Raw genomic sequence first — 20977 nt, forward strand, 5'->3', positions numbered from 1 at the left:
CCGCAAAAGTAGAGACGTTGGCTTGCGTTTGTGCGGCAAGGTCTTTTGTTTTGGGCGCGTTGAACAAGTTACGAGTCATCAGCAGTTTATTAGGCCTGCTCGCCCTGCTTGCGGGTTGCGGTGGGCCGCAGAAGCAGGCGACACCGGAGATCCCGGTGACTCCCGTGCCCGAAGACGCACTGGTGGAAGACTTTCCCGCTGGCGAGTATGGGGCGATGATGGTTGAGACACTAGCTGGCGACATTGCCACCGTTAATCCGCTCATTAGCGAAGACCAGTCTTCCAGCTCGATCATCAGCCGGTTGCAATCTGGTTTGGTCACGCTGGATCCATTTACGGGGGAGGTAATTCCCGAGCTGGCGAAGTCGTGGGAGATTTCCGAAGACAAGCTCGAATACACTTTCTACCTGCGCAAAGGCGTGACTTGGAGCGACGGCCATCCGCTTACGGCGGACGACGTCGTCTTTAGCTGGGAGGTGATTTACGCCAAGGAGATCGACGAAGCCACGGGCGAGGTAAAATTAGACGCCGAGTCCGGCGCTCCGGTTTACCGATTCCCGACACGCTCAGCGTTTTTCCAGTTGGTCAACGGTCAGGAGCCCAAGGCAATCAAGATCGACGACTACACCGTGAAGCTGGTGACGCCCGAGGTTTACGCCCCGTTCCTGCTCTTTGGCGGGGGCATGGATATTTTGCCCAAGCATGCGCTCCAGCCTTTTGTCGACGACGGGTCTTTGCTAGACCAGTGGAGTATCAATACCGCCATCAATGAGCCGTGGAAAATCGTGGGCAGCGGACCGTTTCTGATGGAGTCTTACCGGCCCGGCGAGCGCATCGTGCTCAAGCGCAATCCGAACTATTGGAAAGTCAATCCCGAGGGCGAGCGCTTACCGTACATCGAACGCAATATTTATAAAATAGTCGGTGACACCAGCGCGAGCAACATGGCCTTCCGCGAGGGCCAGACGGATATCGAAGGCATCTCGCCGGATAACGTAACCTGGATTGAGTGGGGTGCCGAATCACAGGACTACAGAGTCATCGACAACGGACCGTCGAGCACGATTCAGTTTGTGTGGTTTAACCTCAATCCGGGCAAGGACGCAGAGGGTAAGCCCTACGTTGAGCCTTACAAATTTGAGTGGTTTTCAAACAAAACATTCCGCCAGGCGTTGTCCTACGGCGTGAACCGGCCGGGCATCATCAAGGGCGTTTATCTGGGCCGCGCTTCGGAGCTGCAGGGCTACGTGTCGCCCAAGCGCAAGTTTTGGAAAAAGCCGGACATTCGCGAGTATCCCTACGACCCCGAGAAGGCTAAGGCGCTCTTGCGTGAAGCGGGATTCGTGCTGAAGGGCGACCGCCTCTACGACGCTGCTGGTAATCAGGTGGCTTTCAAACTAATGACCAATCAGAACAATCAGTTGCGCACTGAGATGGCCACTGTCTTTAAGGAAAACATGGAGGCCTTGGGGATCGAAGTGGAGTTGCAGTTCATTGATTTCAATTCCCTGATCATTAAAACCACGGCTTCCTTCGACTACGAAGCGTGCTTGCTCGGGCTGGGCGGCGGGGCGCCGGATCCATTTGCCTCGAAGGACATCCTGATGAGTGGCGGGCGCCTGCACTTTTGGTATCCCGAGCAGTCAAAACCTGCAACAGAATGGGAGAAGCGAATCGACGAGTTGATGATCGAACTGGGCCGTGAAACTGAGCCGGCGATACGGCAGAAAATCTTCTTTGAAGTGCAGGACATCCTTGCGGAGCAGCAGCCGATGATCATGCTCGTAACGGCCAATGATTACATCGGCATTCGTAACCGCTGGCAGAATGTTGACGTCGCCCCACTCGGCGGCGTGACCTGGAATCTCGAATCACTTTGGGCGGAACCCATTAGTAAATAGACGATGCTGAGCTTTATCATCCGCCGACTTTTTTCGCTGATTCCCCTGCTTCTGGGGATCACTATGCTGGTCTTTCTGTTGATGCAGTTGGCGCCGGGGGATTTCTTAACGTCGAAGAGCCTCGCGCGTGACGTGTCCGATGAATACATTGAAAATCTGCGCCAGCAATATGGGATCGGCGAAAGTTGGCTAAAGCAATATTTTCTCTGGCTGGGGCAGGTGGTCCAAGGCAACCTCGGTTACTCCTTTACCTACAATACGCCGGTCATTGATTTGATTGGGCAGCGTCTGTTCGCGACCTTCCTGCTATCGCTGACGTCGATCCTCTTCGCCTGGTGCATAGCGATTCCGCTCGGCGTGTTGGCGGCGATTTACAAGGACTCGATTTGGGACCGCATCTCCTCGGTTTTGGCCTATGCGGCCTTGTCGATACCGGAGTTTTTCCTCGCGCTGCTCGCGGTGTATCTTGCGGCGATCACGGGTTGGTTCCCGGTCGGTGGCGCCACCTCGATCGAGTATGAATTTATGCCATTTTGGGCTCAGGTTGGCGACCGCATCTACCACCTGATTTTGCCAACGGTGGTGCTCGGCATTGGCAGCATTGCGAGTATTATGCGGATCATGCGGGCGAACTTCCTCGATCAAATTCGCTCGGAATATGTCAACACCGCGCGCGCCAAGGGCATGGCCGAAGGCATGGTGATGTTTAAGCACGTGCTGCGCAACGCGATTAACCCGCTGATCAGCGCATTTGGCTTTTCATTCTCCTCGCTGCTTTCTGGTGCCCTGCTAGTGGAAACGGTGATGAATTATCCGGGATTGGGAAGGCTTATTTACCAGTCATTTCTCAGCGAAGACCGTTACGTCGTGCTGGCTTCGGTAATGCTTAGCTGTTCGATGCTCGTCATCGGGAACCTCATCGCGGACATGCTTCTGGCCTGGAGCGATCCGCGCATTCGATTGGAGGCCAAGGAATGAAGCCATCGATTTGGAAAGAGCTCATGCGGCGGCCGCTGGGGGTGATCTCCTTTGGTGTGCTGGTGCTGCTATACTTGAGCGCCATATTTGCCGGTTTCCTCTCGGTGGTGGAGATCAACAAGCAGGACTTGGAAAAAACATTTCACCCGCCGACGAAGATCTTTTTTGGTGAAGGCGGGCTGCGTGTGCAGGCCTATGAGCTGACGGAGCCATCGGCGGCCAAGTACGAACCCATCGAAGGCAAATCCTATCCGCTTAAGTTCTTCGCCCCCGGTTTCGAGTATAAGCTGCTCGGCTTAATCCCAATGAATCGCCACCTCGTGCAACTGGATGGCGATGACGGTGCCCTTTACTTACTGGGTAGCGACTCGACCGGCCGCGACGTGTTTTCGCGCCTGCTGTATGGCGGGCGCATATCGCTGAGCATCGGCCTGATCGGGATCAGCATTACTTTCGTGATGGCCTTCCTGGTGGGCGGTTTCAGCGGATTCTTCGGGGGCAAGTTTGACTTCGCTTCGATGCGTCTGGTCGAGTTCCTCATGGCCATCCCGGGTTTGTATCTGTTGCTCGCTTTGCGCTCGGCATTGGCTGACCGATTTGAGTCCGACCAGATGTTTATCATGATCGTCATCATTCTGGCCTTCATTGGCTGGCCAGGCACGGCGCGCGTGGTGCGCGGCATGTCGCTCTCTATTCGCAAGCGCACCTTTGTACTCGCCGCTGAAAGCATGGGGCAAAAGCCGCTGACCATTCTGCGGCAGCACATCTTGCCCAATCTAATCAGCTACCTACTTGTCGCGGCGACTCTGTCCATCCCTGGCTACGTGTTGGGTGAGGCGGCGCTGTCCTTCCTCGGTCTGGGTATTCAGGAGCCTTCCGCCTCCTGGGGATTGATGCTCTCACAGGCGCAGCAGATGAAGGTGTTCTTCCTCAACTTCTGGTGGTTGCTCACACCCGGATTCGCCATCTTCATTACGGTCGTCTCCTACAACGTCCTCGGCGACGTGCTCCGCGACATCGTGGACCCCAAAATGAAAACCCAATAACCCCAGCATCCTGCTGGGCCAGCGGATGCTGTGCATCCGGATTTGCGCATTGCGCAAATGGCTTATGCAACTGCATTGGGGGATGCATTTCCGAGGCGTCCGCTGGTATGGGGGCGGATTTAGCGACAAGCTTTGTATTGCAAAGTTCGACTTAACTGTCGGTCTTGATGTAGATCGGGTATGGTCCGATCTCCAATGAAACTTTACCATTTTTAACGGGCACTTGCTTCTCGTTGCCAACCATGTCGTAGACGGTGACATCGCCCTGGGCGTCGACATCGATTTCGACTTGCTGTGGGCCGAGCAGGCTCCAGGCAACAATGGTGTCCGCCTCATGGCTTTGCGTGTGGTCGCCGATGAACTCGTAGATAAAGGTGTCGTTCTCGCCGTCGGACTGAGCGCTGGTGAGCTTTGCATTGGGCATCAGCGTGGTGATGTTTTTTATAGCATGACCGGTGGGGCGCCACGCGAAGGTTCCGCGATCTATGATACCACTGTTATAATTGTCGGTATCGTGCAGGTGCATAATGTGGACGCGCTGCACGCCTTGCCGCATGGCCATCAAGTAAGTGCGAATGACGTAGGCAGCGTGCTGATCGGGGTTGATGAGGTTTTCCTCTTTGCCGGGCTTGTCTTTAAACTTACCGCCATACTCATGGCCAATTTCGTAGCCGACCTCGGTCCACCAAATGGGCTTCAGGCCGCCGTGGCTATCAAGTAGCTCACGCATTGCCAACGTATTACCCGGGACGGCGACCGGACCCCAGGGCTTGATTTTATAAGCCTCGGGCGGGGCTCCATGCGTGTAGGGGTGCGTGGAAAAAATGTCGTAGGTCTCGGCAATCTGATCGCCGCCATTTTCGTAAACACCTTCAACGAAACGATAATCTGCGCGGGTGGAGCCGCCACCACCACATGAGAAGCCGACCAAAGGCAGCGAGTTCGGATGGTTGCGCACGACTTCACTGACGGCAGGCAATACTTTGGCATACAAAGCTTCGCGTTCGGCTTCGACTTCTGCTCGCGGTTGGCGGTCGGGAATGACGTATTGATAGTTCGGTTCGTTGAGCACCTCGATTGCAGCAATCGGGCTTTGCAAATTCGTGCCCTCGTAAAGTGTTCCGTTGGGGCCGTATTTATCGAGAAAGGCAATGTAGGTTTTCTGTATGCTCTCCTGGTATTCCTCGTCGGAATCAAAGGCCGGACGCTTACGCTTTTTGCGGTATTCCGGCCAGACGCTCTGGTTGTCCACGGTATACATGACCTCAACATCATTCTTTGCCGCGATCTTTAGCGCCTCGTCGGCTTCATACGCGGGCCCGCTGATACGTAGTGAGCGAACGCCCATCTTTTCGATTTCCTTGTGTGCGCGCTCATACTCGCTGCCCCAGAGATAGATGCCATATACGGGGCGATCCTGTCCGGGCAGTGCAGCGATTTCCTCGATCGGTGGAAATGCGGCGGGGCCGGTTTGCCACTTGTTTTTGTCTGGTGTTTCGGTGGGCTGCGTAAAGTAATCGGCCTGCAGGGCAACCGTTAACAAGCAGAGAATGAGGGTGGGGGCGAGGTGTTTGGGGGACATGGTTTGGAGGAACGAAGGCTGAATATCTATATCATCTCAGGGGAGAAAAGAACCGGCTATAGGTTCACGAAGTCGGGGATAGGCATGCATTTATCCGACATCGGATATTGGGCGGTGAGTTTTTTTGTTGCCTGCACTAAATGCCTTTAGCAAAGGTTTGCCATCAGGCTTTTGATTGATGTTGCATGTCGTCGATGTCAAGGATAACTAGTTATGCATACCCCGATGAATACCCTTTGTCTGAAGATTTCCTTCTGTGCCGTAGCGCTCAATGCCGGGCTTTTGGCGCAACCGATCTTGCACATGAATGCTACTGATGGTTCAACGCTTGAGCTCGATTGGGAAACTGCCGAGGGGCAGCAGTATCGGCTGGAGCAGTCGGGCGACCTCGTGGAGTGGGATCCAGTTGAGGGCTACCCGCAGGTTGGCTCTGGTCTGGATAAAAACTACGTTAGCGATACGTTGGCGCTGCCTGCGTTTTTCCGTGTGTCCACTGATCCGCAGCAGCTGTTTTATGTGCCGTTCCCGGATGATGGCCTGCGATACGATGCGTATGAGGAGTTCGATGGTCCGCGTTGGCCGGCTGTTTACGGCGAAGGCCATGTTACTTTGTGGCACAAAGGTAAATTTTCGGCTTACTCGATTACCATTGATGACAACAACTCACCGGACTTTCCATTCTGGTTGGAAGTCGGTGAAACATATGGCTGGCGTCTCACGTGGTTCGTCATTGTTTACCCTTACACGTGGGATATTTACAACGACAAACCCGGCAACAACACCGGCTACTTTGGCACGCTTGCAGAATGGAAAACGCTGCACGATCTCGGGCACGACATCCAACTACACGGAGCGTGCGGCTCAATGAACAATCAGACCAACGCCGAATACGAAGACCAAATTGTTCGATCGATTAACGTCATGGAGGAGGCGACGGGCACTAAGATTCTCACCTTCGCCTATCCCTGTGGTAAGCTGACGAATCCCGCCGGCACCGAGGACTATTTGGAAATCATTAAACGCTACACCATTTCGGCGCGCGGCGGCGTGGGCAATAGTGTGGCTTCCGTGCATCGGACTAACTACCACACGGTGCCGGGGATTGGCGTGAATGAGCTGACCGACGGCGGGCCTAACACACTCTTTACGCGCTACGATGATCGACGCAGCTACCTGTATTCGTCTTACCGGGGCTGGGTCGTTACGCTTTATCATGGGATCTCCGATGAAGCCCCGATTCTTGAAACCCTCGACTGGGTGAAGGCGCATGAAGACGAGTTCTGGGTCGCCGCCTACACCGACGTCGCCAAGTATGCGCAACAGCGTGAAACTGCGACGCTTGACATTGGTGCCGTCGCCACGACCCGCATTGAATACACGGTTAGCGACCGCATGGATGACGCCATTTTCGACCACCCGCTAACGGTGAAAATTCGTGTCGACTCAACATGGTCCGACGTCAGCGCAACGCAAGATGGGCAAGCCATCACCGCTTACATAGTGCAGCACGAGGGCAATAACTACGTTTACAGCGAGCCGGTTCCTGATCGCGGCCTGGTCGTGCTTACGAAGATGCCGTAAGCTTTGCAGTGCAAAGTAAGCTTGTTTTTCCGCTAGGCCAAAGGAATATTTTGCGGCAAGTGGGTGGGTCTAATTGCGATCAGAACGCAACCCGTAATCCGCAATTACATGCCGGGCATGCCTGGCATACCGCCGCCACCTGCGCCCATTTGCTTGGCCATGCGCATCATTTGCTTCCGGCCTTTGCCACCCTTCATCATCTTCATCATTTTGCGCATCTGGCCGAACTGCTTGAGCAGCTGGTTCAGGTCACGCACTTCCATGCCGGAGCCATTCGCTATGCGTTTGCGGCGGCTGCCGTTGATGATTTGCGGGTTGCGACGCTCGTGTGGCGTCATGGATAAAATCATGGCTTCGGTACGCTTGAGCTGCTGCTCGTGCTCGTCGCCAATCTCCAGATCGTGCGCGCCGGGGAGCATCTTCATGATGCCGCCGATGGAGCCCATTTTCTTGATCTGGCGCATCTGGCTGAGGAAGTCTTCCAGGTCGAAATCGGCCTTCTTCATCTTCTCGGCAAGGCGCTCGGCCTCGTCCTGATCGATGGTTTCCTGGGCCTTCTCGACGAGCGATACGACGTCGCCCATGCCGAGGATGCGCTGGGCCATGCGGTCGGGGTGGAAGACGTCGAACTCGTCCATCTTCTCGCCCGTGCCCATGAACTTGATCGGCACTTCGGTGATGGCCTTCATCGACAGGGCGGCACCACCACGGGCGTCACCATCGAGCTTGGTCAGCACAATTCCGGTCAGCTGGACCGCTTCATTGAAATGCTGGGCGACGTTAACCGCCTCCTGGCCGAGCGCGGAGTCCGCGACGAGTAGCACTTCGTCCGGCTGGATCTCCTGCTTGAGCTTGATGATTTCCTGGACCAGGTCCTCATCGATCTGCAGGCGGCCAGCGGTATCGAAAATGATCAGGTCGCGCTCTTGCTCCTTGGCCCAGGCGAGGCCCTGCTTACCGATCTTCGGCACGTCCTTGGAATCGCGGTCGGTGTAGACCGGGATTTCCTCGCGCTGGCCGAGGGTTTCGAGCTGGTCGATGGCGGCCGGGCGATAGACGTCACACGCGATGAGCGCGGGCTTGTAGCCCTGCTTGACCATGCGCTTGGCGAGCTTGGCGGAGGTGGTCGTTTTACCCGCACCGTGCAAACCGACCATCATGATGCGCAGCGGCTTTTTCTGGACGAGCTCTGTGGTCCCTTCACCCAAGAGGCCGACCAGCTCATCGTTGATAATTTTGATGATCTGCTGGCCCGGGGTGACGGACTTCAGAACTTCCTGCCCCTCCGCCTTTTCCTTAACGTTGTTGATGAACTGCCGCGCGACCTTGAAGTGCACGTCCGCCGAAAGCAGCGCCGTGCGCACTTCCTTGAGCGCCTCGGCCATGTTTTCCTCGGACAACTTCCCGACCCCCCGCAAATTGCGGATGGCGGATGTCATGCGGTCTGTTAAGGATTCGAGCATGGGAAGTGATCGGTAGTCATTTAACTACGAATAGCGCAGATACACGCAGATATCAATTACACGCTGTAAAGCTTACCGGCGACGGCTTCGATGTCCTGCGGGTCCTTGAGGAGCAGCGCGAGGGCGTCCCACTCGGCGTTGAGCAGGGCTTCGCGGGCGGACTCGTTCATTTGCAGGTCGAACTCTTGGCCAGCGGCGGTGACCTTTTTGCCTTCGAGGTCGATGGAGATCTCGGTGCTCGGATCGGCGTCGACGATCTTGACGAGGGCGTCGCGGTCGGCTTCGGAAACGCTCACGCAGGGGATGCCGAGCGTGGTCGAGTTGCCGAAGAAAATTTCCGCGTAGCTAAGGCCAATGATCGCGCGGACGCCGAACTTGTGCAGGCTTTGCGGGGCATGCTCACGAGAGCTGCCGCAGCCGAAGTTTGAGCCCACGAGCATGATCGAGGCGCCGTCGAAGCGCTCTTCGTTGAGCGGGTGCTTCTTCTTGTTGCCGTCGCCATCGAAGCGCACGTCGTAGAAGGCGTATTCGCCGAGGCCGTCGAAAGTGACGCACTTCATGAAGCGCGCCGGGATGATGCGGTCGGTATCGACGTCGTCGCCGGGCACGGGAACGGCGCGGCCAGAAACTTGCTTAATTGCGGGAAGGGTGGTCATGACTTATCTGGAAACCGACCAGCAAAGCGGTTCGTTGCGGCGGATTCAACGAAAAAGGACGCTGCCGCGAATCGTGCGCTGCGTTGCCGTTTACCGGAGGATCGCGGCGCATCGGACCCTGCGCCGCGATAGCCGGGAGAGTCGTTAGCTGCGGCTGGCGAGGACTTGGCCCGTTTCGCTGCTGAGGGTGTCGCTGGCGAGCAGGGCGGCGGCGTGGCGGGCGAAGTGGCCGCGCAAATCCTGGGCGTATTGGCTGAGGATGGCCGCTGCTCGGCCGTCGGCGTCGCCGCAGTTATACAGTGCGCGGGCCAGGTGCAGCTCGATCAGGGAGACATTGCGCGTCTGCGTGTTGCACATATCTTCGTCCACTGCGGCATTGTAAACGGCTTGGCTGGTCAATGCGTGGCCGGTGATGCCCGGTAGATCCAGCAGCGCGGCCAGGGCGGCCGCGGCTTCCGGGTTCGGGTGGCGGGCATTGAGCACCTCGCAAGCCATGCCTACGGCGCGGAAGTGTGAGAACTCCATACCGCTTTGCAGCGTGGCAATTTTCTCCAGAATGACGGGCCAGGCGGATGCATCGCCGGATTCGGCAAGCGCGACGATCAGGCCGTCGAGCGGAGACATGCTCATGCCAAATTGGCCCATGCCGGTGTAATTCCAGCCGGTGTCCCATTCGCTGTTGGAAATTTTCTCCGCGATCTCCGCTTGCGCTTGGTTATCACCCATCAGGGCGATGAGCTGTGCGTAACGCAGGGACTGCGCAGTGCGTTCGCCGCCGAGTGCGTTGTATGCCTGGCGAAGCAGGGGAAGGCTGCGGTCCTTTTCGCGCAAGATCAGGGCGACGCCGCTGGCCTGGTCCCAACCGTTGGCGACTTGTTCGGCGAGCACTTCGTCGGCCACGGGGAAGGTGTCCTCATCGGTCAGGACGCGCTCGGGCAAGCTGCCGATTTCCACGAGGTGGCGCTGGACTTCCTTCACGTCGATATCGCGCAGTTTCTGGCCGGTGCGCGCGGAAATCGCGCCCAGGTAACCTGCGGCATAGCCGTGGTTTTGCACGTCGGGCTGCATGCGGATCACGGGGAGCGCGTCGCGGTGCGCGCTGACGCCGAGTCCCGTTGCCATGACGCCTTCGAGGCCTTGCGGCAGCAGGCAGCGCAGTGGCACGTCGGCCCAGAGGCGGTCCTTGTTTGGCGGGATCACCATGAAGCTTGGGTCGATGGTGAAGCCATGCGTGTCGAAGTTCGAGCTGGCCACACAAATGGTGTCCGGGAAGCGGCGCTGGAAGAGAATGTCGACCGCGGTGATTGAGTAATCGCCAAAGATTTGCCGGCGCTCACGGGAGTCCACGAGCTCGCCGGAGTCGAAGTCGTTCGGGAATTTCTTGCGCGAGCTGACGAAGAACGCGGTCGCGTCGACCACGTCTGTGTCGTCGGAGAAGCTGTGGTCGGAGTTTTGATAATCGCGGTCGGGCTTGATGCCGGCGAGACCAACCCCCTGCACGGCCACGTGATCCTTACCAATGACGCGTGTTGGCGTGCCCGTCGCGGCAATGACGTCCGCGCAGCCGGTGCTGTCGATCACGGCCTTGGCCTTCACGAGGCCATAGCCGTTCGGGCCAGCCACCAGCACGCCGCAAATGGCGTTGTCGACGATCCATGTGCCGACACAAAAAGTGTTTAGCCAATATTCCGCGCCTTCGCTGGCACCAGTCTCGAGGAACCAGTGGGCCTTGGCTGAGACGGACCACGCGCCTTTGCCGCCCTGGAATTTCTTTTTGGGTTCGAGCTGGGCGACGCCCTTATCGATCTCCGAGGTGAAGCCGACGCGGTTGCCATACCAATAGCGGCCGATCTGGCCAACGGTGCCGACGCCACCGAGTGCGGAGCAGGCTTCGAGGGCCAAGGTGCTGGCACCGGCGCGGGCTGCGCCAATGGCTGCGGGTGCGCCACCCGTGCCGCCGCCAACCACGACCACATCGTATTCGCCCAGGACGGGAGCGGAGGAGGCGTCAAACTGGATGGCCTCGGTGATGGGATCGTTGGGGCGTAGGCCTTGGGCCAGAGCGCGGATTTCGCCGGATTCAACCGTGACGGCTCCTGCGCAAGTGGCGGTCAGCGGGCCGGTGTATTTCGGAGGCAAAATGGATTGCAGTGCCGAGCCCAGGTTGCGACCCAGCGCGAGTGAGCGCGCGGGATCGGTGAAGATGTATTCGGCACCGGCGCTGAGCTGGGCGGCTTCGGTAAAGGCGAGCAGGCCGGGCTGCATCATCAGGCTGCGCAGCGCGGGCTGGGCGTCAGTGGCGGGCAGCGCGGGGCGCAGCGCGCTTTGGCAGCGGAACTCCTCGGGAGTCCAGCAGACACGCATGGCTTGGTTCAGCGCTTTGCCGCGGGCGGCGGGGGAGCCATCGCCGAAGTCGACCGTCAACTGGTAGCGACGGGCGGCGAGCTGCATTTCTTCAAATTCGTAGCCGGGGAGACGTTCGCTGGCAATGCCCTCGGCGCTGCGGCCTTCGCCCTCAGTGACGGTGACCCAGGTGACGGATTGCTCACCCTGCGGACGGTGGACTGGCGAGCCGGCCTGCTCCAACACGAGGCCATCGAGGGTGGCGTCGACTACCATGCGAGCGCGGACGCCCTGGCGACCACCACGGTGGGCGATGACGGCACCGGAGATGCGGCCTTCGGCATCGCGCAGCAGCCCGGCGGGCGAGGTGTTAAAGAGGAAGGGGATGTCTGCGTCGACGAGGGCCTGCTCCAGCGCGGTTTTTACCCGCAGGGGAGTCGGCGGCTTGGGGGCGGCGAAAATGCCGTCAGCGAGTGCGTCCTCTTGCTGGTGGTCGGCGGCTGGCCAAAAACGGTAGGCGCCGCAGATGTCTTCGCCCAGGTAGGTGCGCGGGGCGACGACAAAGACGGACAACCCGCTCTGCTTGGCCTCAAGCGCGAGCGTGATCGCGCCGGATGTGCCACCAAGGATGAGCACGTCTACGGATTTTACGATGGGGAGCTGGTGCGAAGGGTCAATTGCGTTCATTATGCCATTAACATACGTGATGGCAATGCCGGTAGGCCACGCAAATTGCCTATACAAAGTGTGCGCTTTATTGTATATTTAGCTCATCGCTTCATTGCCAGACAGCTTTGGCCCGCCGCAATATAGCCTGGGGCTGACCTATGATAAGCACGTTGATCCTGATCATCGCGTGCATTTGATGACGACTGACCTTTACTATATCAGCTGGTATATTCGCTCGGGGCATGCGGAAATCAAGTGCAACGGCCAAACCTTTCAAGCCGGGGCAGGGCAATGGGTGTTCATTGACCCGTTTACGCGGCGTTCGCACCGGCTTTGGGGCGATCCGGTACTCGTTTCGATCCGATTTCGGCTGTCTTGGCGCGGGCTGGATTACCTGCCGCCACAACTGGGCATACGCGTGGTCGATGGGGGCAACCTTGGGCAGCTTTTGGCTGCGGCTGAGGCGCTTTGTGAGGCTGATCAAGGCGAGCTGCCGCCGACTTCGGCAGCGTATTTTCGGCGGCAGTCTCTGTTTTTTCGCTATCTGGAGCAGTGGCGGCGTCAGCGGGAAACTTTTGGCGTGGCGGAGCATTTTCCCCGCGACCAGCGGGTGTTCGCGATCATTGAGCACCTGGCCTCACACTTGTCGATCCAGCCAATCGATTACGCTGGGCTGCAACGGGCAGTTGGGCTCTCGCGCGCGCAGATAAACCGCATTTTTCAACGAGAAACCGGGATGAGCCCGCGGCAATGGATGGTTGCGCGCTGCCTCGACGAGGCCCAGCAGCGCATCCGCCAGGGGAGCCAATCACTCAAGGAAATCGCGGCCCTGCTCGGTTTTTTTGACGCCTCACATTTCACCCGCTGGCACCGTCGGCAAACGGGACGCTCGCCGACGGATTGGCGGGAAATGCAGGATGTATAATGTAGCACAGGCGTCTCGCCTGTGTCGCAGTTAGCGTGTTTGGGCCCAGGCGGGACGCCTGGGCGACGGCCTACTTGCGGCGACGCCAGGCGAGGAGGCCAAGCGTGGCCAAGCCCGCGATGAGGGCGTAGTCCGATGGCTCAGGCACGGTCAGCGTGTCGATGCCGGGTTGCTGGTAGCCGACGGACTGGTAAAGCGTGCCGCCATTGAGCAGCTCGCCGAGGCCATCAAGCTCCCCCAGAGAGTTGGCGACGGTGGCGAGGATGTCCAAATTGTCGCCGGAGCCGTCGATGCCGTTCCACTGGGCCAGGGTGCCGGTGAACGTGCCAAAATCGGTCATGGACAGATAGAGGTCGCCAAATTCGTCGGCGTAGAGCCCGGCACCGCCAGAGCCACTGGGCAGCTCGGACAGGGTGTCGGCATCGTTGAGCCCGAGCGCGGTCCAGGACGGTGGGTCTGCCAGGAAGTCACTCAGCAAGGTGTTTGAGTAGCTGACAAGCAGGTTGGTGGTCAGGCCGTTGGTGGCAAAGATCAGGTTGCCCATCAGGTCGAAGGCGAGGTCAGCGGAATAGCCGCCGGTCTGGGCGAATTCGATGGCGTTAAAGCTGTTGCTGGAGTCCAGATAATAGAGGCTGTTGACGAAGCCCGGTGCCGCGACCACGAAAGCGTTGCCCGAGGCGTCGAAGCCAAGGTCATAATTGTAGCTGACGGTCGTGCGGAGATTCCAGGTCGGCGTGCCACTCAAGTTGGTGACTTCGTAAATGCGGTCGTCCGTGCCATCGAAGGTCGTGAAGCCGACCCACACTGAATTGCCATCCGGGGAGAGGCGGACAAAGCTGTTTGAGCCGCTGTAGCCGGCCGGTGCGCCCAGATCGGTCAGCACGCCGCCATTGGCGACGTCGTAATTGCGCAAGGTGCTGGAGTTGGCGTCCCAGCCGAAGGCCTTCGCGCCGCCATTGTCATAAACGTCAAATGAAGCCAGCGTGCGCGACGGCATGACCTGCCCGGCAACGTAGCCGCTGCTTGGATTCAGCGTCTGGGCTTGGGCAATCGGTGCGGCCACCAGGGCGGCGACAGACAGAAGAGAGGTGGTGAGGAGGTTCTTCATGTTGATTAAAGTTTCTGCTAGATTTATCGCTTTGTATAAGATTGCAATATCTTATTTGCAGTAAGCTGTCAAAAATAGCGCTCAGGGCACCTCGGCTGGCTGGAAATGGTTGTGGGGCTTGTCTTATGCGCCCACGCCGGGCAGCCATTCGAGGACTTCCTGGATCATGTTGTCCCAGTAGCCCCATTCGTGCGTGCCGGCGTTCTCCGTGTATTTCAGCGGGATATCCAGCTCGGCGCACTTGGCGACGAAGGCGCGGTTGTGCTCGATGAGGAAGTCTTGGCGGCCACAGCAGGCGTAGAGCTTGGGCAGGTCGACTTGATTGGCCTTGGCGTCGGACAGGAGTTGGAAGAGGTCGGCCTTGGAGCCGGTGATTTCGCTTACCTTGTCTTTGAAGACGAAGCGCATGAACTCCTGGCGGGCAGGTTCATCGACATTGCAGAGGGCCTGCAGATCCACCGCGCCGGATAGGCTGGCGGCGGCGGCGTAACGCTCGGGGTGGGTCAGGGCGAGCTTCATCGCGCCGTAGCCCCCCATGGACAGCCCGGCGATGTAGTTATCCTCGCGCCGGTCGGAGAGCGGAAAAAACGACCGTGCCAGCTCGGGCAGTTCGTTTTCAAAAAAGTCCCCGTAGCGGGCTCCGCCGATGATGTTGTTGTAAAACGACAGGTTGGCCTGCGGCATGATGACGGCCAGGCCGAGGCTGGCGACGTAGCGCTCGATCGAGGTGCGGCGCATCCAAATGGTGTGGTCGTCCGAGCGGCCATGGAGCAGCCATAGTGTTTTGTGGCGGCCTTGGCCGACGGCACCTTCCATGCCGATTTGGCTGCGCGTGGCTTGCGGCAGGATCACGTTCATGCTGGTGGACATGCCCAGCACCTCGGAGTAAAAATCACACTGGATAAACGCCATGGCCTCCAACAAAGGCAAAGCTCGGCCCGCGCGGCAAGCGTTACTTGAGCGGGAAATGAACTACGGTCACCAGCTCGCGCTCGTCCGTCTCGCGCGGGTCGTTCTGGTAAGTTTCAAACGGCGGGTGCTGGCCACATTTAAAGACCTTGCTGCGCTGGCGGGTGATACCTGCGGACCAGGCATTGCCGAGCAGCTCGTAGGGGCCAGTAAGTTTAATCGAGTAAACCTTGCCGCTGGGAATCTCACCCCGCAGCAGCCCATCCGGGGTCTCGCCATTGGTCACGGGGATGCCGATCGTGTAGTCCACGCGCGCCTTGCCGATGTCCCACTTGTGGTAGATGGAAAAGGGCGCTCCCGAGGGCTGGATGCCGGCGGCTTCGGTCGCCTGCATGATGGTGGCGAAGTCCTCCTCCATGTGGGGGCCTACTTCGGCGATCGCGCACTGGCGGCGCAGGCCCAGATAATTGAATCCCGTAAATGACTCCTCACCAATGATATCCAGCTGCGACAAGCGGTCACCTTTTTCGATGTAATTGCGCAGCATCTTGAGGCCGCGCTCGTAATCCATGCCGATCATGTTTTTCATCATGCCGGTCAGGAAAAAGAGAAAAATCGGCAGCGAGCTGTCCATTTTCCAGGTGACCTTAGTCTGTTCACCGGCATTGCCGAACTCGAAACGCACCTTGCTGACGGCCTTGAACGGCTTGATGAAAGTCAACCGGTAGTCGATGGCGACGCCCTCGTTTTCGGTGGTCACGGCGATGTTGCCCTCGCCAATATACTGGCCGATCCAGGCGTAGCTGCGGCCGTCTTTGGCGAAGTCCAGCTTGGCGTCGGGCTCGCAAATGAGCCACGGCGACCACTGTGGCCACTGGTGGAAATCCCGCACGGTGGCGTAAACTTTACCGCGCGGCGCGTTGATCAGGATGGACCGTTCGACGGAATATTTGGGCATGAGTAGAGCGAGTGGTGGATTCTTTAAAACTAGGAATGTGTGTCGCTGAGGCGAGTTTTTTTGCCAGTTTCGGGGTGAATGGCGTTCGCTAAATGGTCGGCGGATGCGGACATCTGTGCTCAGCAAATGGCTGATTCCGGTTCCGGTAGCCAGCGCCATTGCTTGAGCTGGGTGGGCTGCCAGTCCTGGGAGGCGTAGAAGCTTTCGCCGCTGGTGTTGTTGATGTCGGCGAGAAGCTGGAGGCGCTTATAGCCTTTGACTTCGGCGGTCGCTTTGAGGTGGTCCATCATTTCCTTGCCCACGCCTTTACCGCGAAAACTCGTGTGCACGACGACGTCTTCCACCAGGCCGACCACGCCGCCCTCGACGGTTGAAATTTGCTCCTGAATCGTGGCCATGCCCGCGATCATGCCGCCCATTTCGACGACAAACACATACGCATCCCGCTTCTCATAAAGCAGTTGCAGGCCGGCGCGCTGTTTCTCGGCGTTGAAGGGGAAGTCACTCTCGACTTTGGATAGCTGGCGCAGCAGCTCGACGAGGGTGGGCAGGTCGGATTCTTTGGCGAGGCGAAATGCCATAAGTAACAATTGTAGCAATTAAGTGGTTTGTAGCTCAATTGCGTAACGTCTATGACAGTCGGGTGCCAGCCGAAAGCCGGGGAGGCTCAGTTTTTCTTCGGCTTATCGCAGCCGCAGCTTTTGCCCTGGCAGCCCACCTTTTTACCTGCGTTTGACTTGCGCCAGTTCTGGAAAAGAAACACGGCGGCAGCAATCACAATGGCGGCGACGATGATGGACTCGATCATGGCTATAATCCGATGGCGGTTCCGACCTGATAAACGATGACCGCGCCAACCCAGGCAATGCTCGTCATGGCGACAAAGCTGCCGATCGCCCAGCTCCAGCCAATCTCCTTGGCCATGACGGCGACGGTGGCTCCACACTGCTGGCACAGCGCGAAAAACACCATAATCGCGAAGGCAACCGGGAGCGTGAAAATGGGTTGGCCGGCCTTGGGGCCATCCGGCCACTCGGCGTTGGCGAGAGTGGCGGTCAGGCTGGGCGATTCCTCGTCCACGTCGCCTCCGAGGCTGTAAATAATGCCGAGCGTGGAGATGATCACCTCACGCGCGGGGAAGCTGGCCACTACGCCCACGGTGATCTTCCAGTCGAAGCCGGCTGGCGCGAAGATGGGCTGGATCGTTTTGCCAATGCGCGCCATGTAGCTCTGGTTGATGTAGGCCGCGTCAATGGCGTTGGTCAATTCGGCGGAAAGTTCCGAATCCGGGTCGGCCAATTGGGTCTCGATTGCATCTGCGCCGACTTGCGCCAAGGCAGCTTGATGCACGATGAAGTCCTCGGTGACTTGCTGCTCCAGTGACTCGGAGCGCGGAAAATAAAGCAGCGCCCAGACGATGACCGTGATCGCGAGGATCACCGTGCCCGCCCGGGTAACGAATTCCTTGCCCGCGATGCCCATGCGGTAAAGCACGTCTTGCAGGCGCGGCACGCGGTAGGTCGGCATTTCCAGAACGAAGGGCTGCGGCTTGGTTTTGACGACGAACCGTGTCAGCACCCAGGCGGCGGGAACGGCCACCAGCAGACCCACGATGTGCATGACAAACAGCGACAGCCCGGCGATAAACGGCCCGTAGCGCGGCTCGACAAAGGCCCCGATCAGCAGGATGTAAACGGGGAGCCGCGCCGAGCAGCTCATCAGCGGCGTCAGCAGGATCGTCACGATGCGGGCCTTGGGGTCCTCAATCGTGCGGGCCGCCAGGATGCCGGGGATCGCGCAGGCGTAGCCGGAGAGCATGGGCACAAAGCTCTTGCCGTTGAGCCCGCACCAGCCAAAGAGGCGGTCCATCAAAAACGCCGCGCGCGCCATGTAGCCGGTGTCTTCCAGCAGCGCGATGAAGAAGAACAAAATGAGGATCTGCGGCAGGAAAATCACGAATGCGCCCACGCCTTCGATAATGCCGTCGGTCATCAGGCTGCCGAGCATTGGCCAGGGCTCCAGCCAACCGCCGACCAGTGCCTGCACCCAGCCTTTGCCGGCGTCGACAAGGTCCATCAGCGGGCCCGCCCAGGTGTAAACCGACTGGAAAACCACGTACATCATCGCGGCAAAAATCACCAGACCCCAGCCACGGTGCAGCAGCAACTTGTCGATGGACTCGCTCTTCTCGCGCTTGGGTTCGCTGGCTTGGCGGACCACGCCTTCGAGCAGCTTGTCCAAATGCTTGTAGCTGAGCACTGCCTCGGCCGCCATGGGGTTGAGCCCCAGCTTGCGGAGCTTTTCGCGGCCCTGGTTGACGGCTTGGCGAACGGCCTCGCCCTGGCTTTGCACGCGCTCCATGACGGCGGAACCGGCATCAAAAAGCATGCGGCGGATTTCCAGCTCGGTCAGCGGGACGGCCGTGTGGCCTTCTGCCGCTGCCTGAATGTCTTTTACGGCCTCGTTGACCTCTGCGGGCCAGGTCATCGGCGCGAGGCAGCGCTCTTGCGCAATGGCGGTGTTGATCGCGTCGCGAAGCTCGGCGATGCCCACGCTTTTGCGGGCAACGGTGGCGACGACTGGCACGCCGAGGCGCTTTTCCAGCACGGCGGTATCAATGGTCTGGCCGCGCTGCTCCAGGCCGTCGGACATGTTGAGCGCGATCACCATCGGCATGCCCAGCTCGGCGATTTGCAGGGCCAGGAACAGGTTGCGCTTCAGGTTGGTCGCATCGACTACGCAGACGACCGCATCGGGCTTGTTGATGCCGGGCAGGTGGCCGCTGAGGACATCCACCGCCACGCGCTCATCGAGTGAGCTGGCCGAAAGGCTGTAGGCACCGGGCAGGTCGATCAGCGTCGCCGGGCCGCCGTCCAGTTGGACAATGCCCATCTTTTTCTCGACGGTGACGCCCGGGTAGTTGCCCACGCGCTGACGCATGCCGGTCAGGCAGTTGAAAAGGGAGGTTTTGCCGGTGTTAGGGTTGCCAATGAGCGCGATTTGTTTCGCGCGCTGGGCCGGGGCTGGGGCAGCGGAGACGGTCACAATGCTTTGGAAAATTTACGCGCCAACGGGCTCTACTTCGACCAGGGCGGCTTCGCGGCGGCGGAGGCTGATCTTTTGCCCGGCGAAGGTGATCGCGATCGGATCGCCCAAGGGCGCGACTTGCGACATCTGGATTTCCTGGCCCGGGAGCAGCCCAAAATTCGCCAATCGCTGGCTGACAGCGTGGTTGAAGTTGATGGTGGTCACCCGGCAACGGCGGCCGATTTTTAACTGATCTAGGCGCATGACGTGTATTTGAGTCCGGTTATCGTAGAGGCGTGAAATCGGGTCTCAAGCCCAATTGGTGCCATTGGGGCGTTTTTTGCGCTCACTTGAAACGGTAATAAGTCGCATTGCTCCGGGCAATTAGGGGCAGTGGTCCTGCGTCGGTGGGACTGAATGCCCAAAGGAACGCGAAGCGCGGTCTTCGCCGACACTCTCTAACGCTTCGTGAGCGCAGGCATGCTGACGGCGTGCGCGGTTGGCTTTAGCCATCCGCATGTTGGCTATTTTTTGCCCGTTGGCCTGTTCTAGATGTCGGCCTTTAAAGAGTCCGACCTACGCCACTCCTTTGAGGATCGCGAATCGAGCAGGGAATGGCTTCAGCCAACCGCCTAAGCTGGGGGAAACCACTGATACAGGAAAAAATACACCAACACGCCGGTCACGCTCACGTAATACCACAGGGGGAAGGTCCACTTGGCCCATTTTTGGTGCTTTTGATAGCGCCCCTTGAAGGCGTGCCAGAGGGTCACGAAAATCAGCGGCACGATGACCATCGCCAGCAGGACGTGGCTAATCAGCATTGGGTAATAGATCCACCGCCAGATACCCTCGCCAGCAAAGCTGGTATTGACTGCTTCACCTGCACCCGCGCGCAGCCCCTTGTGCAGCAGGTAGCAGATCAGGAACACGACCGACACCGTGAAGGCCGAGAGCATCATGGCGCGGTGGGCCTTCATGTTTTTCTCGCGGTCGAGCTTGATCAGGACGAAGCCGACGGTCAGCAGCAGCGTCGCCAAGCCGTTGAGCGAGGCGTTGATGGCGGGCAGGGCATGGAGGAGGTCAGAGGTCATATTCAAAACCGAGCAGAAAAGGCAAGGCAGAGGGCAGTCGCGGAAAATTGCAAACCTGATCGCGCGGAATTTGCGGTTGAGCTATCGCAAAAGCTGCCGATGATACGCGGCAATGCGCTGCATTTTCGCAGTTTCCGGAATCCTGCTGGGGGCAACGGGCCTCACCGCCGGGCAATCGTGGGTGACCATTTTGCCGGACTACGTGGTGGTCGGCATCACCCGCATTGGCGCGGAACCGGCGGATGTCGTGGTGGAGTCGGCCGACGGGTTTTCCCAGCGCAGCCAAGTGGGGCGCTACCTGGGAGATTTGACCATTGAAGACGTGGTTAACCTTGATGGTGAGTGGTTTGTGGAAGTCCGCCGCGATGGCATGGACTACCTGCTCGCGCGCAAGCGTCCGCAGGAAGCACCGTTTCAAGCCGGTCCACTGGCCGATGCATTTAACGCAGGCATGATTGGCCGTGACGGCCGATTGACCAGTGAAGGCCGCAACGCCATCGCGCAAAACCTGCTGATCATCGCCAACGCCGCGCACTACTACACGAGCCACACCGGTGCCGATCAGGCCGACCTCACCCGTATGGCCGAAGATGGATTTTTCGAAATGGACCAGCTGACGCCTGTCATTGGCGAAGACTACTCGCAGATCACGGTCTCGCGCAAGGGTGGCGCGATTATGACGCGCACCGTTTTTGGCGAGGTGGTTCGCTGGGCGTATTAAGGGGGGCGGATCGCCA

At 58.9% G+C, this 20977-nt stretch carries 18 protein-coding genes; 6 read left to right on the top strand and 12 right to left on the bottom strand.

Annotation, left to right across the window (positions count from 1 at the left end):
- Positions 1-59 precede the first annotated feature (59 nt).
- From O3S85_RS19570 to O3S85_RS19580, 3 genes are read left to right on the top strand one after another with little or no spacing between them, the layout of a single operon-like run.
- Positions 60-1901: an ABC transporter substrate-binding protein gene (locus O3S85_RS19570; protein WP_269542806.1), complete on the top strand. Its 1842-nt coding sequence runs from the start codon at positions 60-62 to the stop codon at positions 1899-1901.
- Positions 1902-1904: 3 nt separating this feature from the next.
- Positions 1905-2879: an ABC transporter permease gene (locus O3S85_RS19575; protein ID WP_269542808.1), complete on the top strand. Its 975-nt coding sequence runs from the start codon at positions 1905-1907 to the stop codon at positions 2877-2879.
- Positions 2876-3925 carry an ABC transporter permease gene (locus tag O3S85_RS19580; protein ID WP_269542810.1) on the top strand — a complete coding sequence of 350 codons (1050 nt, stop codon included), beginning with the start codon at positions 2876-2878 and terminating at the stop codon, positions 3923-3925. The genes O3S85_RS19575 and O3S85_RS19580 overlap by 4 nt, the downstream gene beginning before the upstream one ends.
- Positions 3926-4076: 151 nt before the next feature.
- Here O3S85_RS19580 and O3S85_RS19585 read toward each other — a convergent pair whose 3' ends face one another.
- Positions 4077-5507, bottom strand: a complete 1431-nt coding sequence (locus O3S85_RS19585; protein WP_269542812.1) for a hypothetical protein — start codon at positions 5505-5507, stop codon at positions 4077-4079.
- A 225-nt stretch (positions 5508-5732) separates the two neighbouring features.
- Here O3S85_RS19585 and O3S85_RS19590 point away from each other — a divergent pair, with 225 nt between their 5' ends.
- A complete protein-coding gene (locus tag O3S85_RS19590; RefSeq protein WP_269542813.1) occupies positions 5733-7088 on the top strand; it encodes a polysaccharide deacetylase family protein in 1356 nt (451 codons plus the stop codon).
- A 104-nt stretch (positions 7089-7192) separates the two neighbouring features.
- Here O3S85_RS19590 and ffh read toward each other — a convergent pair whose 3' ends face one another.
- The 3 genes from ffh to O3S85_RS19605 all read right to left on the bottom strand — a co-directional run bounded on the left by ffh (position 7193) and on the right by O3S85_RS19605 (position 12237).
- A complete protein-coding gene (gene ffh, locus O3S85_RS19595) occupies positions 7193-8551 on the bottom strand; it encodes a signal recognition particle protein (RefSeq protein ID WP_269542815.1) in 1359 nt (452 codons plus the stop codon).
- Positions 8552-8607: 56 nt separating this feature from the next.
- A complete protein-coding gene (gene leuD / locus O3S85_RS19600) occupies positions 8608-9207 on the bottom strand; it encodes a 3-isopropylmalate dehydratase small subunit (protein ID WP_269542816.1) in 600 nt (199 codons plus the stop codon).
- Between the two features lie 144 nt (positions 9208-9351).
- Complete coding sequence (locus O3S85_RS19605) at positions 9352-12237, bottom strand: FAD-dependent oxidoreductase (RefSeq protein ID WP_269542818.1); 2886 nt, start codon at positions 12235-12237, stop codon at positions 9352-9354.
- 94 nt (positions 12238-12331) lie between these two features.
- Between O3S85_RS19605 and O3S85_RS19610 the strand changes: the two genes are divergently transcribed.
- Positions 12332-13144 (top strand): AraC family transcriptional regulator, encoded by an 813-nt coding sequence (locus tag O3S85_RS19610; RefSeq protein WP_269542820.1) that lies wholly within the window; start codon positions 12332-12334, stop codon positions 13142-13144.
- A gap of 70 nt (positions 13145-13214) precedes the next feature.
- On the opposite strand, the gene O3S85_RS19615 is transcribed toward O3S85_RS19610, so the two are convergent.
- The 8 genes from O3S85_RS19615 to O3S85_RS19650 form a co-directional block, all read right to left on the bottom strand.
- Positions 13215-14252, bottom strand: coding sequence for a hypothetical protein (locus O3S85_RS19615; protein WP_269542821.1), 1038 nt, complete (start codon positions 14250-14252; stop codon positions 13215-13217).
- Positions 14253-14375: 123 nt separating this feature from the next.
- Positions 14376-15164, bottom strand: a complete 789-nt coding sequence (locus O3S85_RS19620) for an alpha/beta hydrolase (protein WP_269542823.1) — start codon at positions 15162-15164, stop codon at positions 14376-14378.
- A 40-nt stretch (positions 15165-15204) separates the two neighbouring features.
- Positions 15205-16119, bottom strand: a complete 915-nt coding sequence (locus tag O3S85_RS19625; protein ID WP_269542824.1) for an SRPBCC family protein — start codon at positions 16117-16119, stop codon at positions 15205-15207.
- 119 nt (positions 16120-16238) lie between these two features.
- Positions 16239-16700 (bottom strand): GNAT family N-acetyltransferase, encoded by a 462-nt coding sequence (locus O3S85_RS19630; protein ID WP_269542826.1) that lies wholly within the window; start codon positions 16698-16700, stop codon positions 16239-16241.
- Positions 16701-16786: 86 nt separating this feature from the next.
- On the bottom strand, positions 16787-16927 hold the full coding sequence (locus tag O3S85_RS19635) for a FeoB-associated Cys-rich membrane protein (protein WP_269542827.1): 141 nt from the start codon (positions 16925-16927) through the stop codon (positions 16787-16789).
- A 2-nt stretch (positions 16928-16929) separates the two neighbouring features.
- Positions 16930-19164 carry a ferrous iron transport protein B gene (gene feoB / locus O3S85_RS19640; protein ID WP_269542829.1) on the bottom strand — a complete coding sequence of 745 codons (2235 nt, stop codon included), beginning with the start codon at positions 19162-19164 and terminating at the stop codon, positions 16930-16932.
- A 15-nt stretch (positions 19165-19179) separates the two neighbouring features.
- The gene (locus tag O3S85_RS19645) at positions 19180-19410 is read right to left on the bottom strand and encodes a FeoA family protein (RefSeq protein WP_269542831.1); all 231 of its coding nucleotides are present in this window, start codon (positions 19408-19410) and stop codon (positions 19180-19182) included.
- A gap of 368 nt (positions 19411-19778) precedes the next feature.
- On the bottom strand, positions 19779-20240 hold the full coding sequence (locus tag O3S85_RS19650) for a DUF420 domain-containing protein (RefSeq protein ID WP_269542832.1): 462 nt from the start codon (positions 20238-20240) through the stop codon (positions 19779-19781).
- Positions 20241-20352: 112 nt separating this feature from the next.
- Here O3S85_RS19650 and O3S85_RS19655 point away from each other — a divergent pair, with 112 nt between their 5' ends.
- Positions 20353-20961: a hypothetical protein gene (locus O3S85_RS19655; RefSeq protein WP_269542834.1), complete on the top strand. Its 609-nt coding sequence runs from the start codon at positions 20353-20355 to the stop codon at positions 20959-20961.
- Positions 20962-20977: the final 16 nt, after the last annotated feature.

The organism is Cerasicoccus sp. TK19100, from assembly GCF_027257155.1.
GTDB lineage: Bacteria > Verrucomicrobiota > Verrucomicrobiia > Opitutales > Cerasicoccaceae > Cerasicoccus > Cerasicoccus fimbriatus.

Bases quoted from the DNA above. Each gene is read 5' to 3' on its own strand.
- O3S85_RS19590 (WP_269542813.1), top strand. From the start codon at position 5,733: ATGAATACCCTTTGTCTGAAGATTTCCTTCTGTGCCGTAGCGCTCAAT.
- leuD (WP_269542816.1), bottom strand. From the start codon at position 9,207: ATGACCACCCTTCCCGCAATTAAGCAAGTTTCTGGCCGCGCCGTTCCC.
- O3S85_RS19575 (WP_269542808.1), top strand. From the start codon at position 1,905: ATGCTGAGCTTTATCATCCGCCGACTTTTTTCGCTGATTCCCCTGCTT.
- O3S85_RS19655 (WP_269542834.1), top strand. From the start codon at position 20,353: ATGCGCTGCATTTTCGCAGTTTCCGGAATCCTGCTGGGGGCAACGGGC.
- O3S85_RS19630 (WP_269542826.1), bottom strand. From the start codon at position 16,700: ATGGCATTTCGCCTCGCCAAAGAATCCGACCTGCCCACCCTCGTCGAG.
- O3S85_RS19645 (WP_269542831.1), bottom strand. From the start codon at position 19,410: ATGCGCCTAGATCAGTTAAAAATCGGCCGCCGTTGCCGGGTGACCACC.
- O3S85_RS19635 (WP_269542827.1), bottom strand. From the start codon at position 16,927: ATGATCGAGTCCATCATCGTCGCCGCCATTGTGATTGCTGCCGCCGTG.
- O3S85_RS19585 (WP_269542812.1), bottom strand. From the start codon at position 5,507: ATGTCCCCCAAACACCTCGCCCCCACCCTCATTCTCTGCTTGTTAACG.
- O3S85_RS19650 (WP_269542832.1), bottom strand. From the start codon at position 20,240: ATGACCTCTGACCTCCTCCATGCCCTGCCCGCCATCAACGCCTCGCTC.
- O3S85_RS19615 (WP_269542821.1), bottom strand. From the start codon at position 14,252: ATGAAGAACCTCCTCACCACCTCTCTTCTGTCTGTCGCCGCCCTGGTG.
- O3S85_RS19620 (WP_269542823.1), bottom strand. From the start codon at position 15,164: ATGGCGTTTATCCAGTGTGATTTTTACTCCGAGGTGCTGGGCATGTCC.
- O3S85_RS19625 (WP_269542824.1), bottom strand. From the start codon at position 16,119: ATGCCCAAATATTCCGTCGAACGGTCCATCCTGATCAACGCGCCGCGC.
- O3S85_RS19580 (WP_269542810.1), top strand. From the start codon at position 2,876: ATGAAGCCATCGATTTGGAAAGAGCTCATGCGGCGGCCGCTGGGGGTG.
- ffh (WP_269542815.1), bottom strand. From the start codon at position 8,551: ATGCTCGAATCCTTAACAGACCGCATGACATCCGCCATCCGCAATTTG.
- O3S85_RS19605 (WP_269542818.1), bottom strand. From the start codon at position 12,237: ATGAACGCAATTGACCCTTCGCACCAGCTCCCCATCGTAAAATCCGTA.